13 protein-coding genes and 2 pseudogenes are annotated in these 14,147 nt (G+C 41.7%); 13 read left to right on the top strand and 2 right to left on the bottom strand.

The features are described 5' to 3' along the window. On the top strand, positions 1-1,327 hold a 1,327-nt coding region (locus tag HWQ41_RS24485), incomplete at its 5' end, for an MFS transporter (protein ID WP_292768764.1). Between the two features lie 148 nt (positions 1,328-1,475). Here the strand turns inward: HWQ41_RS24485 and HWQ41_RS24490 are convergent. Beyond that, a complete protein-coding gene (locus HWQ41_RS24490; protein WP_292768766.1) occupies positions 1,476-3,407 on the bottom strand; it encodes a glycosyltransferase family 39 protein in 1,932 nt (643 codons plus the stop codon). A 475-nt stretch (positions 3,408-3,882) separates the two neighbouring features. On the opposite strand from HWQ41_RS24490, the pseudogene HWQ41_RS24495 reads away from it, so the two are divergent. From HWQ41_RS24495 to HWQ41_RS24535, 9 genes and pseudogenes are all read left to right on the top strand, one after another. Beyond that, positions 3,883-4,434: pseudogene (locus tag HWQ41_RS24495) on the top strand (GtrA family protein); the annotation flags it as partial. Between the two features lie 76 nt (positions 4,435-4,510). Beyond that, complete coding sequence (locus HWQ41_RS24500; RefSeq protein WP_292768769.1) at positions 4,511-5,200, top strand: SDR family NAD(P)-dependent oxidoreductase; 690 nt, start codon at positions 4,511-4,513, stop codon at positions 5,198-5,200. Between the two features lie 34 nt (positions 5,201-5,234). Then, on the top strand, positions 5,235-6,011 hold the full coding sequence (locus HWQ41_RS24505; RefSeq protein WP_292768772.1) for a class I SAM-dependent methyltransferase: 777 nt from the start codon (positions 5,235-5,237) through the stop codon (positions 6,009-6,011). A gap of 111 nt (positions 6,012-6,122) precedes the next feature. Next, positions 6,123-6,821: a glutathione binding-like protein gene (locus HWQ41_RS24510; protein ID WP_292768775.1), complete on the top strand. Its 699-nt coding sequence runs from the start codon at positions 6,123-6,125 to the stop codon at positions 6,819-6,821. 457 nt (positions 6,822-7,278) lie between these two features. Then, positions 7,279-8,475 (top strand): MFS transporter, encoded by a 1,197-nt coding sequence (locus HWQ41_RS24515; RefSeq protein WP_292768778.1) that lies wholly within the window; start codon positions 7,279-7,281, stop codon positions 8,473-8,475. A gap of 140 nt (positions 8,476-8,615) precedes the next feature. Further along, positions 8,616-8,915, top strand: a pseudogene (locus HWQ41_RS24520) (DUF1822 family protein); the annotation flags it as partial. A 73-nt stretch (positions 8,916-8,988) separates the two neighbouring features. Then, positions 8,989-9,456 (top strand): DUF4870 domain-containing protein, encoded by a 468-nt coding sequence (locus HWQ41_RS24525; protein ID WP_292768781.1) that lies wholly within the window; start codon positions 8,989-8,991, stop codon positions 9,454-9,456. A gap of 211 nt (positions 9,457-9,667) precedes the next feature. Beyond that, positions 9,668-10,777 carry a Gfo/Idh/MocA family oxidoreductase gene (locus tag HWQ41_RS24530; protein ID WP_292768784.1) on the top strand — a complete coding sequence of 370 codons (1,110 nt, stop codon included), beginning with the start codon at positions 9,668-9,670 and terminating at the stop codon, positions 10,775-10,777. Continuing rightward, positions 10,774-11,019, top strand: coding sequence for an HNH endonuclease (locus tag HWQ41_RS24535; RefSeq protein ID WP_292768786.1), 246 nt, complete (start codon positions 10,774-10,776; stop codon positions 11,017-11,019). The genes HWQ41_RS24530 and HWQ41_RS24535 overlap by 4 nt, the downstream gene beginning before the upstream one ends. Positions 11,020-11,248: 229 nt before the next feature. Here the strand turns inward: HWQ41_RS24535 and HWQ41_RS24540 are convergent, their stop codons facing one another. Then, positions 11,249-12,700: an MFS transporter gene (locus HWQ41_RS24540; RefSeq protein WP_292768788.1), complete on the bottom strand. Its 1,452-nt coding sequence runs from the start codon at positions 12,698-12,700 to the stop codon at positions 11,249-11,251. 82 nt (positions 12,701-12,782) lie between these two features. On the opposite strand from HWQ41_RS24540, the gene HWQ41_RS24545 reads away from it, so the two are divergent. The 3 genes from HWQ41_RS24545 (at position 12,783) to HWQ41_RS24555 (ending at position 14,051) form a co-directional block, all read left to right on the top strand. After that, positions 12,783-13,301, top strand: coding sequence for a phosphoribosyltransferase (locus tag HWQ41_RS24545; protein ID WP_292768790.1), 519 nt, complete (start codon positions 12,783-12,785; stop codon positions 13,299-13,301). 247 nt (positions 13,302-13,548) lie between these two features. After that, on the top strand, positions 13,549-13,788 hold the full coding sequence (locus tag HWQ41_RS24550) for a hypothetical protein (protein ID WP_292768793.1): 240 nt from the start codon (positions 13,549-13,551) through the stop codon (positions 13,786-13,788). Further along, entirely contained in the window at positions 13,785-14,051 is a 267-nt protein-coding gene (locus HWQ41_RS24555; protein WP_292768796.1) for a type II toxin-antitoxin system RelE/ParE family toxin, read from the top strand. The genes HWQ41_RS24550 and HWQ41_RS24555 overlap by 4 nt, the downstream gene beginning before the upstream one ends. Positions 14,052-14,147: the final 96 nt, after the last annotated feature.

The raw sequence follows: 14,147 nt of genomic DNA on the forward strand, positions 1-14,147 counted from the left end.
ACTCCCCACTCCCCACTCCCCACTCATCATGTCCTTAGCCTCCTTCCTAGCGCGTCGTTCGTTCCACTATGGCTGGCTCGTCGCCGGCTTAACATTCCTAGCCTTGCTGGTGGCGGCTGGAATTCGCTCTGCTCCTGGAGTTTTTATCGTGCCTCTCGAACAGGAGTTCGGCTGGAGTAGAGCAACTATATCTTTGGCAATATCCCTGAACTTAGTACTCTACGGATTAATTGGCCCTTTTGCCGCTACAGTTATGGAGCGGATCGGCATTCGCCGGATGATGGTGTTCTCACTTGCTGTCATTGCTCTCGGTGTCGGTTTAACCACTTTGATGACAGCTTCCTGGCAGCTAGTTTTGTTGTGGGGTGTAGTTGTCGGTTGTGGTAGCGGAGTTATCGCCCTGGTTTTGGGTGCTATTGTTGTCAATCGCTGGTTTTTGGAAAAGCGGGGTCTAGTTCTGGGCGTCTTAACCGCCAGTACAGCCACGGGGCAACTAGTGTTTCTGCCCTTGCTGGCCTCAGTAACCGATCGCTTTGGGTGGCGAACTGCGGCTCTGGCTCTTAGTGGTGTAGCACTTCTAATTATTCCAGCGATCGCGGTCTTTATGCGCGATCGCCCGGCGGATGTCGGTTTGCGACCCTTTGGCGACAACAGTGAAACTGTGGAAGTTTTCAAGCCCAAAGTGAACTCCATCGCCTCCACCCTCAACGCCCTCTGGCTGGGAATGCGTAAGCGCGACTTCTGGCTGTTATTTGGTAGCTTTTTTATCTGTGGCGCAAGCACAAATGGGTTAATTGGAACTCATCTGATTCCCGCTTGTATTGACCACGGTATCCCTGAAGTCAAGGCTGCTGGTCTTTTGGCAATCATGGGACTATTCGATTTTTTTGGAACTACTATGTCCGGTTGGCTATCTGACCGATGGAATAATCGCTACTTATTATTTTGGTACTACGGGCTGCGGGGTTTGTCCTTAATTTTCTTGCCCTTCAGTTTCGACTTTTCCTTCTATGGACTTTCTATTTTCGCCGTCTTCTATGGACTTGATTGGATTGCCACCGTACCACCGACAGTACGTCTTGTTGCTAACGTCTTCGGTAAAGAAAATGTCGGCGTGATGTTCGGTTGGATTGTAGCAGGACACCAGCTCGGTGCAGCCACAGCAGCATTCGGAGCCGGGGTGTTGAGAACTTGGACGGGTAGTTATTTACAAGCGTTTATTTTATCAGGTATTCTCTGTCTGATTGCCGCAGTTTGTGTACTGCAAATTGGTCAAAGTCCCACTAAGGGGAATTCACAGCTATCTTCAGTCACGCTCAATTCTTAATCTATAGCGCTTCTTACAGACCTAACAAGAACAGCCCCAACCCTTGTAGCGTTGGGGAGTAAGATTCAAAGCCTCTCTCCTTTTAGGATAGAGGAATGGAAGTGAGGTCAAAGTATATTGCATACAAACGAGCGATCGCAGTAAGATTCTACTTCTTGAGAAACACAGCCAGATCAGTAGAGTTCCATACTCTCACAAAAGTTTTATCTTTATAATTTATCTCTTGCTGTTGCACCTGCTTACTTCTTTTGGTTTCCATATGAATAACACCACAAGGTTCAAAGTCTTTATAGGGTGCCTGTTTTTCTTTGACTACCGAGATATTCATGACATTAATATGTTCTATATGAAAATCTTTCCCCTTTGTTTGCTGCATTAGCACCCAAAACGGATATTCCCAAGGATCGTTTGCTAAAACCAGACCGATTTTGGAGCAGCTTTTTGTGTTTAAAAACTCAACTGCTTCAGTATAAGGTTCTTTGAAATATGGTCGATTGCTAAAGTACTGCTCAATTCTGCTAACTGTAAAAATATTATTATAGTCAATGATTGGTCTGTACCTATTATAAAAAATCCACGTAGATGATGAAAATATCAAAATCAAGGCCAGAAAGATTGCCATTCTCCGTTGCAGAATCTTAGATAATATCAAACCGATAAATGGAGATGTTAGTACGAATATAGGTAAATGGAGCCGACTATTCCAAGCTTGCCATTTGAGCAGGTAACAAAAAATTAAACACGTTGCAATAGTAGCGAAAGTATAAATTCTTAAATAACTTTGTTTTCGGAAATCTTTCCTTATAAAAAAAACACTGATGCATAATAAGAGCAATAAAAAATGCACGAAATTACCAGCACTGTTTTCATTCCCAGGTAATCCCAGGGTAGACCAACCTCCTGGTACAAAAAAGTTACCAGCGAATGTTGTCCTTTTATCACTAACATCTAGACCAAGAAATATATGTATTACTTCAATGATCTTATGTGCTTTTCCATTCCAGAAGCCTATTGGAGTTCCTATATGTAAAGCTGCATTCCTTAATATATTAGAAAGCATTACATTAATGCCAAACACTTCATTTTTATATGTACTTGGTTCGCCAAGAGGAGAACCAAATAAATTATAATTGCGTAAATAATGACTAATATTCAAAGATAAAGCTACAAGACCGACTATCAAACCTGGCTTCCATACTTTGAACTTGAAATATTTTATGTGTGAAAAAACTACCCAAAGCAAGAAGGGAAATGCATAAAAATAAGCTGTACCCTTAGTCAAAATAGCTAGTCCTAGACTACTACCAAGGTAAAAATAATCAGTCCAATTCGTTGTTTTACCTTTTTGCACAATTAATAGGACATAGTATGCAAGACAAACTATCCAAAAGCCAAGGACATAATCGTTCTGAGTGCTGGAAGCTTGCAGAATTCCCATAGGAATTGTTGCAGTTGTGACGGTAGCCAAAAGTTGACCCAGTAAATCAGCTCCTAATTGCTGGGCAATTAATGAGACTCCTACCATGCACCCAATCATGCTGAACCATTGCACAAGATTAGCAAAATAATCACTACCACTTAAAATTTGAAAATGCATAATTGCAAATTCTGACCAAGGATTTTGATATAACTGTGGTGTGTAACTTGTTGGATAATGCTCAACAGAATGATTTTGTATCCAATGAACAACACGGCTCATATGGTAGTCCATAGAGTCCCAGTTGTTTGTTGGTGCTATGATAGCAATTAAACCAACTATTCCTACTACAAAAAAAACACCAGCTAATAAAAAAGTTAGAAATTTTGGAAAAGGATAATTTGAAAGATGGTATTTTAAATTAAATTTATTTTTAGCAAAAGTAAAATAAGTAGTAACTAATCCAATATCTAGGAAAAACCAAAACCCTGATAAAAATCCATAACTGATCAGATGAAATAAGCTGAGTAATTCAGTTATTAGAGTTATTGCTATTCCCAAAATAATAAAAGATGACAATAATGAGCTACGCAAAGATTTTTGTTGAGAGCTAAATATTAAAAATAAAAATACATAAAAGATTATCGGCAAAAAAATTAACATTAATTCTCTCCCACTTGTTTAAAGCATAAACTGAATAATTACTTTTTATTAACAACAAAAAATTTTAGCTTTTCTGATAAATATTGAATTATTTTTAAAGCTTTTTGCTGCTATGTACTTAGAAATAAGTAAGTAGGTCGGCACGATCAAACCCATGTTAGTTTTGTAAAAGCTTTGTAATTATTGATTTATAAGCTGTTCAGTGACTTTACCTTTCGTCACATAGGTTGATTTTTTTAACGCCGTACTTACTTATTTTTATAATTATAGGACTTACGCACTTTAAAAATTGAGCATCATGTGCATATCAAGCTTCTTAAGATAAAAGTCTTGCCCTGCCTCGTTCCTGGGCTGCTGCCTGGGAATGTGAGCACAGGGAGGCAGAGCCGGACACAAGAGCATTACAAGGCAGCAGCCCAGGAACGAGAGGTAAGCCACATTTGGTTACGTCTGTCAATGCGTAAGTCCTAGTAATATTTCTGAAGTTGGTTATGTGTTTTCTGAACGCAAAGAAGGTGAAAGTAAAGTTACATGGAAGCAGTATGTGGAATATATTCACCATTTATTACGATTGCGTCTTTCTACAGGAAATTTAGGACGTTTCACTCAAAAGTTCCCCATAGATCGTTTTATACGTTTTGGTTTAGTGGGACTGAGTGGGGTTTTTGTGGATATGGCGCTTCTTTATTTATTAAGTGACCCTTCTACACTTGCTTTACCTTTGAGACGCAGTAAGATTATTGCTGGGTAAATAGCGATTTTTAATAATTTCTTCTGGAATGATGCTTGGACTTTTGCTGATGTAAGGATGCAGCAAAAACAAGGGGGTCAACGCCTAAAGCGGTTTTTAAAATTCAATATTATTTGCCTTGTCGGATTGGTATTAAACGTGTTGATATTAAATATTGTGTTTAATTTAATCATTCCTAACCGATATATTGCTAACTTAATTGCGATCGCAGTTGCGACTATGTGGAATTTTTGGGTAAATTTAAAGCTGAGTTGGCGAGTAACACAGGTGAAGTAAGTAAATTTGGGATGCTCCCCGATCGATCGCTATATAAATACCTTAACTGCTTACCTTAACTAGGAGAATTAAATTTATGGCAACAACAGCTTTAATTGTCGGTGCAGGTAGTGGACTGAGCGCTTCTTTAGCCCGTCTATTTGCCAAAGAAGGATTCACCGTAGCTTTAGCGGCTCGCCAAATTGAAAAACTCACTCAATTGAGCAGTGAAATTGGGGCGGTTAGTTTCGCTGCTGATGTCTCAAAGCCAGATGAAGTAGAACAGTTATTTATTGATGTTGAAAATAAACTCGCTTCCCCAAATATTGTCATTTACAATCCCAGTTTTCGGGTGCGGGGGCCTCTTGTTGATCTAGACCCTGCTGAGGTGGCAAAAACTCTAGATGTAACTGCCTATGGTGGCTTTCTCGTAGCCCAAGCTGCTACTAAAAGGTTTTTGCAACTTGGCGGTGGTGCTATCTTCTTTACTGGAGCCTCAGCCAGTGTCAAGGGTTATCCTCTGTCTGCTCCCTTTGCAATGGGTAAATTTGCACTGCGCGGTTTGGCTCAGAGTATTGCTAGAGAATTAGCACCAAAGAATATCCATGTGGCGCATTTCGTGATTGATGGTGCAATCCGCTCCACAGACCGCCAAGATCCAGCAGATAATCCTGATAGTACTCTTGACCCGGATGCGATCGCTCAAACTTATCTCAGCATTCTTAGCCAACCCCGCAGTGCTTGGACATGGGAAGTAGAACTACGTCCGTGGGTAGAGAACTTCTAGCCTTGACAATTGTTACAAAAATAGTTTTGCAGGTATGAAAATTGATTTCGGTGCAACTGCTACTGATTATGCAAAACACCGCGCTGGCTTTCCGAGTTCATTATTTAACAAACTGTCTGAATATGGTATAGGTTTACCAGGGCAAAACATTGTTGACCTTGGTACAGGAACAGGAACACTAGCGCGGGGCTTTGCCGATAGAGGTGCTTATGTAATTGGCATAGACCAATCACGATCACTTTTAGAACAAGCGAGCTATTTAAGCGAATTAGCCCAAATCAAAGTAGATTATCGGGTCGCAACTGCTGAAAATACCGAGTTACCAGATGCAAGTGCGGATGTGATAACTGCTGGACAGTGTTGGCATTGGTTTGACCGTCCGCGTGTCGTCCAGGAAGTTACTCGGATATTGAGAAGAAATGGCTCGATCGCGATCGCTCATTTTGATTGGATACCCTTAAAAGGTAATGTAGTGGAAGCCACAGAACAACTGATCAAGGCTCATAATCCAGCGTGGAATATGGACGGCGGTAATGGATTGCATCCCCTGTGGTTAAAAGACATTGCAGAAGGAGGATTCCGAGAAATCCGCACATTTTCTTACGATGTATTTGTATCTTATACACACGAAGATTGGCGGGGGCGAATTCGTGCTAGTGCTGGCGTGGGAGCCAGCTTGACACCAGAAAAAGTAGAAGTATTTGACCAGGAATTGGCGACATTACTCGAAGTAAAATATCCTACACCAATTCTTCAGGTACACCACAGAGTTTGGGCAGCGATCGCAAAATCGCCGCAATCTAATTCGTAATTTGTAGCCAAACCTCTGCGTTCCTACCCTGCGGGAAGGCGTTCGCGTAGCGTCTCGTAGAGAAGCGCCTATGCGTTTAAATTTCAACCCTCAATATAAGGAAAAATAACCATGATTGAACTTTACTATTGGGCAACCCCAAACGGTCATAAAATTACAATTCTCTTGGAAGAAGTCGGCTTACCATATACCATAATTCCGGTGAATATTGGGGCTGGAGATCAATTTAAGCCTGAATTTCTGAAGATTTCTCCTAACAATCGGATGCCCGCGATCGTTGACCACAAACCAGCAGATGGAGGTGCGCCGATTTCGGTATTTGAGTCTGGTGCAATCTTGCTATATTTGGCAGAAAAAACCGGGAAATTAATCCCCCAGGATTTACGTAATCGCACTCAAGTTTTAGAATGGTTGTTCTGGCAAATGGCAGGACTGGGGCCAATGGCGGGACAAAATCATCACTTTAGCACCTATGCTCCCGAAAAGATTGAATATGCCATTAACCGCTACGTGAATGAGACGGGACGCTTATATGCAGTGCTGAATAAGCAACTAGCAGATAAAGAATTTGTGGCTGGCGATTATTCCATCGCCGATATTGCTGCTTATCCCTGGATTGTGTCCCATGAACGCCAAAGTCAGAATCTAGAGGATTTTCCTCACCTCAAGCGCTGGTTTGAGACAATTAAGGCTCGTCCGGCAACAATTCGCGCCTATGAGAAAGCCGAAGCATTAAAAACTCCAGCGCTTGATCCAGATAAGTCACGAGATTTATTATTTAACCAATCGGCGAAGACTATTCAGCCTTGAGCCTTTTGAATTGTCTTGTTACTGTGGCGATCGCTAAAAGCCAGTCTCGAACAAGCTTTTAGAGATTGTCTCAAAAAGAAGTCTCCGACTCTTAATGAGTAATGGGAGCAGAGCCTCCCAAATTCGCGGCAGAGCCGCAATGAGGAGCATTTCCAGCTTCTGGCTGGAAACAAGATTTTAAAGCAGTTTTCGCTTAAGTTGACACCCATCGCCAACGCAATAACCAATCATTGCTGCGTAAATATGATGTCCGGTCAATTAAGCATAATACCCGGAACCCCACCCCGCAAAAGCTGCGCTTGAGCTAACCTCCCCGCCGGCTCTTAGGGGTTAGGGGTGGAGTTCTTGGGGTTTAGTAAGTAATCAAGCGGACATGATATTACTTCCTCAGCCTTTCCCCTTCTGCAAAAAGTCTATTCTAGAAGTGCGAAAACTCAAACTATAGGAGAATATAGCAGTGGGCAGGTTAGCAAAGGATATAGCAGGCAAGACACCTGTCTCATTAGGACTGTTGGGCGCTGCTGCCTTTATGGTAGTTGCCGATGCACGGGTGATTGACCCCCTACTGCACATTATTGCCGATGAGTTCAAAGTCGGCGTTGGCAGTGCTGCGGTGATTATCTCCGCATACACGATTCCCTATGGACTATTTCAGTTAGTCTATGGCCCACTAGGCGATCGCATCGGCAAAATTAAGGTAATTACAGTAGCGCTGGTAGCATTTGCTGTCGGTACTGCTGTTTGTGCCTTTGTGTCAAATATCATCTTACTTACCTTGCTGCGGTTTCTCACAGGAATGGCTGCTGCTGGGGTCATCCCCGTTACCCTCGCTTACATTGGTGACAATTTTCCTTATGAAGAACGCCAAGCTGCCATCGGCAAGTATTTAAGTGCGCTAGTGTTGGGTCAAATTCTCGGCGGTAGTTTAGGCGGCATCTTTGGAGAATATATCGGCTGGCGTGATATCTTTCTGGTATTTGGCATCGTCTCCCTTACCATTGCTGGACTTTTATGGCGGGGGACGCGCCACCTTAGCGATAGTCAACGTCCCCAAAGTCGCGGAGGTGGGATCACATTTCGACCTTATTATCAACTATTGACCCAACCGATCGCTCGGACTGTGATTATAGGGGTATTTATTGAAGGCTTTTGCCTATTTGGGGCATTTGCTTACATCGGCGCATTTCTGCGCGATCGCTATAGTCTAAGTTATGTAGCAATCGGGTTTATGCTCAGTAGTTTTGGATTGGGGGGACTGATTTACAGTCGCTCAGTTAAATGGTTAGTTAGGCGACTGGGTGAAATTGGTTTAATCGGCGTGGGAGGAGGCTTGATGTCTATCAGCTTCTTAGCGATCGCATTGTTCCAGAACTGGATGCTTTTTATCCCCTTGAGTATTTTAATGGGATTGGGTTTTTATATGATGCACAGCACCCTCCAGACCCAAGCCACTGAGCTTTCCCCGGAAGCACGAGGTACTGCTGTTTCGCTGTTCGCCTTCAACCTGTTTGTCGGCCAGGGAATCGGCGCAGCAGTATTTGGTAGGATTGTGGATAACTTCGGCTACATTTATTGTTTTATTCTGGCTGGTGTCGCGATCGCTCTGCTTTCTGTTTGGCTAGTCAAGCAGAAGCAAAACAGCAATCAAAGTTAAGAGGATGTTTGGTAAGGATATGATATTACCCTGAACAAGAACTGCTACCATCTTCACCTCTTCTAGCGGAACCAAGCATAAGATTCTCCTCAACATCCCCATCTTTCCTCATCCCTGATAATTCCTTCTGGTATGGCTGATCTCGTCAACTAGCGATCGCAGGTCAAATCTACGAATTGCTGGTTATACTACAAGACGAAGCAGACGCAACCGTTTGGCGCTTCGAGTTACGTAACCTCACTGTAGGTGCAGCCATTCCTGGTGGTTTTAAACTCCGACTACTCACTGAAGATTTACAGCCCTTTCCCAATAACGAAAATATTGCTATAGCTGCTATAGAACAACTTTACGTAGAAGTTGCGCTGCTGCCAGGAAAAGGCATAGTCTGGGAAATAGAACCTCTTCCCGAAAATTATGTCCGAGAAATACTCAGATTTTAAGCTCTTGTTTGGCTTTTTTATAGATAATTACAGTGGAGAATTATTTGTTAAATCCACTTACATATAAAAAGCCATGAGAGAAAAACCTAAACAACAAATGCGTATATGGGCGATGTTGTGTCATTTCTCGGCTTTGTTAGGGTGGATATTATTGTTTTTTTTGGTATTTATTGGCATTCCTTTATATTTACCTTTAAATCTTTTAGCTCCATTCCTGATTTGGCGATTTAAAAAAGCACAATATCCCTGGATTGATTTCCAAGGAAAGGAATCATTAAATTTTCAAATTACTTGGACATTATATACCTTAATTTTCATGGCAATCTCATTACTTTTGGTATTAACTAGTTTTAGCTTGGCAGTGACTACTAATAGTTCCGTCAATGAAGTAAAAATAACTCTAGACAGTTTACTAATTGTGTTCCTGTCATTAATATTATTAATCCTAATAGTACAATCATTCGTTGTGACCTTTGCTGCGATCAAAGCTTACAATGGTGAGCATTATCGTTACCCTTTCACAATGAGAATTTTGCGATAATATTATGTGATACTATAGGACTCGTATTTGATTTTGGAAATAACTCAGTACACATCTATTCCCTTCTTTCCTGTTAAAAGTTCCCTCGCTACGCAAGTAAGTTCAGGAATCAAATCAGATTCCTATATCCAAAGACGCAGATAGATTAGGTATGATTAATAAAATGATATTGAGCAAATAATAGTTGTATAAATATGGGAATAAAAATTATATGATTGGAATTGCGATCGCAGGCACTGGATTTGGTCAAAAAGTCCACATCCCTGGATTCCAAGCACATCCTCAAACTGAGGTAGTTGCTGTTTATCACCGAGATATAAATAAAGCCAAAGCCATAGCAGAATCCCATAATATTCCCCACGCCTGCGACTCACTTGCAGATATTGTGGCATTGCCAGAAGTGCAAGCAGTCAGCATCTCTACGCCGCCATTTTTGCATTATGAAATGGCAAAAACCGTATTACAAGCTGGAAAACATTTATTACTAGAAAAACCGACAACCTTAAATGCAGTTGAGGCTAAAGAACTTTATCAGTTAGCTAAAGAAAAAGGCGTCATTGCGACCGTAGATTTTGAATTTCGCTTTGTACCAGCATGGCAGTTGTTTGCTGAATTATTGTCAGAAGATTATGTGGGTGAGTTGCGCCTAATTAAAATTGATTGGTTAGGTTCTTCTCGTGCTGATACTTCACGCCCTTGGAATTGGTATTCTGCCAAAGATAAAGGCGGTGGTGCATTGGGATCTTTGGGTTCCCACGCCTTCGATTACATTCACTGGTTATTCGGGGCAGTCCGCAGATTAAATGCCCATTTAACTACTGCTATTCCCACGCGAGTTGACCCTGTTAGTGGGGAATCTAAGCCAGTAGATACCGATGACAACTGTATATTAACGCTGGAATTAGCGAATGGCACACCTTGCCAACTTTCTATCAGTGCGGTTGTTCATGCACCAAGAACCCATTGGGTAGAAGTATATGGCGATCGCGGTACATTAATTGTGGGCAGTGAAAATCAGAAAGATTATATACATGGTTTTCGTGTTTGGGGTTCCCAGCCAGGTAAACCTTTAACAGAAATAGAAATACCGAATCGGTTAATTTTTCCGAAAAATTATGTTGATGGGCGCATTTGTGCATTTATCCGCGTAGTAGACCAATGGCTGCAAGGAATTGACCGCAATCAGGAAATTACACCATCGCTGCGAGAAGGAATTTATTCTCAGTTGTTGATGGATTTGTCCCATGAATCTCATCAAAAAGCAAGTTGGGTAGATGTACCCAGCTTGGAAGCATTTCTTAGCAAGCTAGAGAAGAAATGAGCAAAACTCCCCGCATTCGTATCCCGCCGGAAGTAAAGAAATATGTTTTTCAACGTGACAAATACCAATGCCGAAGCTGCGGTAAAACTACTATAGAAACTAACCTCAGCATTGACCATATCATTCCCCTCGCCCGTGGCGGTGAAAATGATATCAGCAATCTTCAAACCCTCTGCTTTACCTGCAATCAGCAGAAAACAGACAACATTGATCCCCGTTTCCGACGCCATTTTGATTTATAACGGTTCTCAATTGCATGGAATACAGTCCTAATGGGCATTAACTAACCCGCCTCAGACTCAAGTCTGAGGCTAATAGCCCAAGTCCACTTAAGTGGACTAAAACCCTTTACTAGTGGTCTTTAGACGACTTAAGTTATTAGCCTAGTAATTCATTACTAGGCGGTTGTTAGGACTAGTGCAAAATCTCAGTTAACACAAAAAAATCTTTCCCCTGCCTCCCCCGGCTCCCTTAACTCTCCCTCTTCTCTTGCCGTTCTTTGAGTTTCAGCATGATTTCTGCGTGCATCTCGCGGGTAATCGGGTAAAAATACGTTAAAACTAAGCCAAGAATCAAACAAACTGTAGGTATGGGGCCAACGGCTACGCGAATAGCAAACAGTGCCGATTCCGGTTGGACGGGTAGTGGACTTCCGGCTATAGATGCTTTGAAACCCGATACTTGTAAAGCATTTCCTACCAAAAACAGCCCGAAAGCTAAACCAAATTTTTGTAGCAAAACCATGAAGCCATAAAAAATGCCTTCTCTGCGTTGTCCGGTTTGGAGTTCATCTAATTCAATCACATCTGGAATCATTGACCAGGGAATTAGATAAGCTGTGGATACACCAACACCCGCCATGACAGCCATCAAATACATCAAAACTATTTGACCACGCTGTAAGAAAAATAGTCCGGCAGCTGCTATGATCCATAAACTCATTCCCAGAAAATAAACAAGTTTTTTCCCGATTTTTTTACTCAGCGCCCCCCAGACAAATAGCATCAGCAGGGCAGTTCCTTGGACTGCAATCAGCAGTGTAGGCACATCTGATTCTTTAAGACCCATACAATAGACTACAAAATAGGGAATGATGCTGGCTGTAATCTGCACACCTAGCCAAGAAAAAAGATATATACCAATAACAAATAGAAAAGGTCGGTTGCTAAAGACAATTTTTAGCTGTTCCAAGAAGGAGAGAGATGCAGGTTCTTCGGCTTGAATGCGTTTGGCCTCAAAAGCCAGGATGCGATCGCGGACTCCAAAAACGCACCAATATAATGCCAAAATCGAAATTACCGTACAAATTGCTGCTAAAACGAGATATCGTTGTTGGCGATCGGCAATTTGGGAAAAAACAATTTGCGCTAAAATCAACGACAGAATGCTACCACCAATGGAAAATGTAAATCGAAAGCTGTTAAGGCCGGTGCGTTCGTCGTAATCTTGAGTTAGTTCTGGAGTCATCGCCGTATAAGGCAAATTCACAACCGTGTAAAAGGACTGAGATAGCACCCCAATCGCTACGTAATACCAAAACAGCGGCCAAATATTATCACTCTGATTTGCCCTAAATTGCGGTACAATCCACTGCAAGAAGAAGAAAATTCCAAAGGGGATTGCTCCATAAAACATCCAAGGAAGACGACGACCCCAACGACGAGATTTCGTTTTATCGCTCAGGAACCCGATAACCGGATCATTTATCCCATCCCAGATTTTGCTAATCATCAAAATACTGCCAGCTAAACCCGCAGGGATACCAGCGATATTGGTAAAGAAAAATAGCAGATAAAAGACGGAGATATTTGCAGTAATTGCTGGGCCTAAATCCCCTGCACCGTAAGCCAGTTTTGTTTTAAAGTCGAGTTTTTCACTGAGAGGATCTCGTTGAGCATCGCCACCAGTAGCAGAATCGTTCATAATAACTTGCGCTCATACTAAAATATAAAGTTTGCGATCGCATCGCCTTCAATACTAGCTATCTACCACTCCCGTTAGACTTATGCCAGACCTTTATGTTTCTTGGTCAGATTATCACCAAAAAATTGAACAACTGGCTATTCAGATTTATCAATCCAGTTGGGAATTCAACCAGATTATCTGCCTTGCTAGAGGAGGACTACGAGTTGGAGATATTCTCTCCCGTATATACCAGCAACCACTGGCAATTTTAGCAACCTCATCTTACAGTGGCGCTGGTAAGCAAGAAAGAAGTAATTTAATTTTCTCCCGCCACTTGACAATGACCGCCGAAAAGTTAGGTTCGCGCATTCTCCTAGTGGATGACTTAGTAGACTCTGGGGTAACACTGCAACAGACTATACCTTGGCTCAAGCAAAATATTGATTTCCCCATTGAAGAAATTCGCACCGCCGTACTTTGGTATAAAGCCTGTTCAGTTATAGCACCCGATTATTATGTCGATTATCTGCCTGACAATCCCTGGATTCACCAACCTTTTGAACACTACGAGCAGATGAACCTCGCAGAACTTGCGGCTCAGGTAAATCAACTGTGTTGATTAACAAATTCTGGGGTTTTAAGTTCCCCCCTCAACTAAAAAGCGCAAGACTTACGCGAACAATCGTCTCAAAGGACAGTTAGGGGGAAAAGTACTTAGGATTTTCTGACCTTAGCAGCGTGGGTTCATTCGCGCTGTTCTCTAGGGACTCCAAAAAACAATGGGGATAATTGATAATGATGAGATGCCTTTACGCAAAACTAGAGATGGTGGCAGAAAAAGTAAAACCACGCTCGGATGATTAAAAATGAAATCAGCACACGAACGCGAACAATTAATTAAAGATATCAACGTACTGCTAAACCAAGCTTATGACAGTACTCTAGATGAGATTTACGCATTACTTCAAAAAATCGAAGATGAAGAGCAAGAGGAAGATTTAAAAGCCTATGAGCTTGCCAAAAAATCCGCTGAAATTGACGGCTCAGTGTCATGGGAGGAAGCGAAAAAAGAACTAAAACGAGAAATAAAAAAGGAAGTTGCGTGAGTTATAAAGTTGAAATATTAAAGGGAGCATTAAAACAACTTAAAAAATTATCGCCAGAACTTCAAGAACGCATACAAGTTCAAATTGATGATTTAGCCATAGAACCCCGTCCAAAGGGGGTAAAAAAGCTAAAAGGTAAAGAAAATGCTTATAGGATTAGAGTAGGTGAGTATCGAGTTATATACGATATTTTCGATGAGATTCTAGTGGTGAATGTTGTAGAAGTTGGACATCGTAGCAAGGTTTATAAGGATGAAACTTAGGACTAATTAATTTGTAATTAATTCTTGATGATTTTAGTTAACTCATATCTTGCACCTCACCGTACAAACCCGTAAAAGGCAAATAAAGAGTACAAA

The organism is Nostoc sp. NOS(2021), from assembly GCF_017115025.1.
Taxonomy (GTDB): domain Bacteria; phylum Cyanobacteriota; class Cyanobacteriia; order Cyanobacteriales; family Nostocaceae; genus Nostoc.

Bases quoted from the DNA above. Each gene is read 5' to 3' on its own strand.
- HWQ41_RS24500 (WP_292768769.1), top strand. From the start codon at position 4,511: ATGGCAACAACAGCTTTAATTGTCGGTGCAGGTAGTGGACTGAGCGCT.
- HWQ41_RS24525 (WP_292768781.1), top strand. From the start codon at position 8,989: ATGAGAGAAAAACCTAAACAACAAATGCGTATATGGGCGATGTTGTGT.
- HWQ41_RS24545 (WP_292768790.1), top strand. From the start codon at position 12,783: ATGCCAGACCTTTATGTTTCTTGGTCAGATTATCACCAAAAAATTGAA.
- HWQ41_RS24490 (WP_292768766.1), bottom strand. From the start codon at position 3,407: ATGTTAATTTTTTTGCCGATAATCTTTTATGTATTTTTATTTTTAATA.
- HWQ41_RS24530 (WP_292768784.1), top strand. From the start codon at position 9,668: ATGATTGGAATTGCGATCGCAGGCACTGGATTTGGTCAAAAAGTCCAC.
- HWQ41_RS24510 (WP_292768775.1), top strand. From the start codon at position 6,123: ATGATTGAACTTTACTATTGGGCAACCCCAAACGGTCATAAAATTACA.
- HWQ41_RS24505 (WP_292768772.1), top strand. From the start codon at position 5,235: ATGAAAATTGATTTCGGTGCAACTGCTACTGATTATGCAAAACACCGC.
- HWQ41_RS24535 (WP_292768786.1), top strand. From the start codon at position 10,774: ATGAGCAAAACTCCCCGCATTCGTATCCCGCCGGAAGTAAAGAAATAT.
- HWQ41_RS24540 (WP_292768788.1), bottom strand. From the start codon at position 12,700: ATGAACGATTCTGCTACTGGTGGCGATGCTCAACGAGATCCTCTCAGT.
- HWQ41_RS24550 (WP_292768793.1), top strand. From the start codon at position 13,549: ATGAAATCAGCACACGAACGCGAACAATTAATTAAAGATATCAACGTA.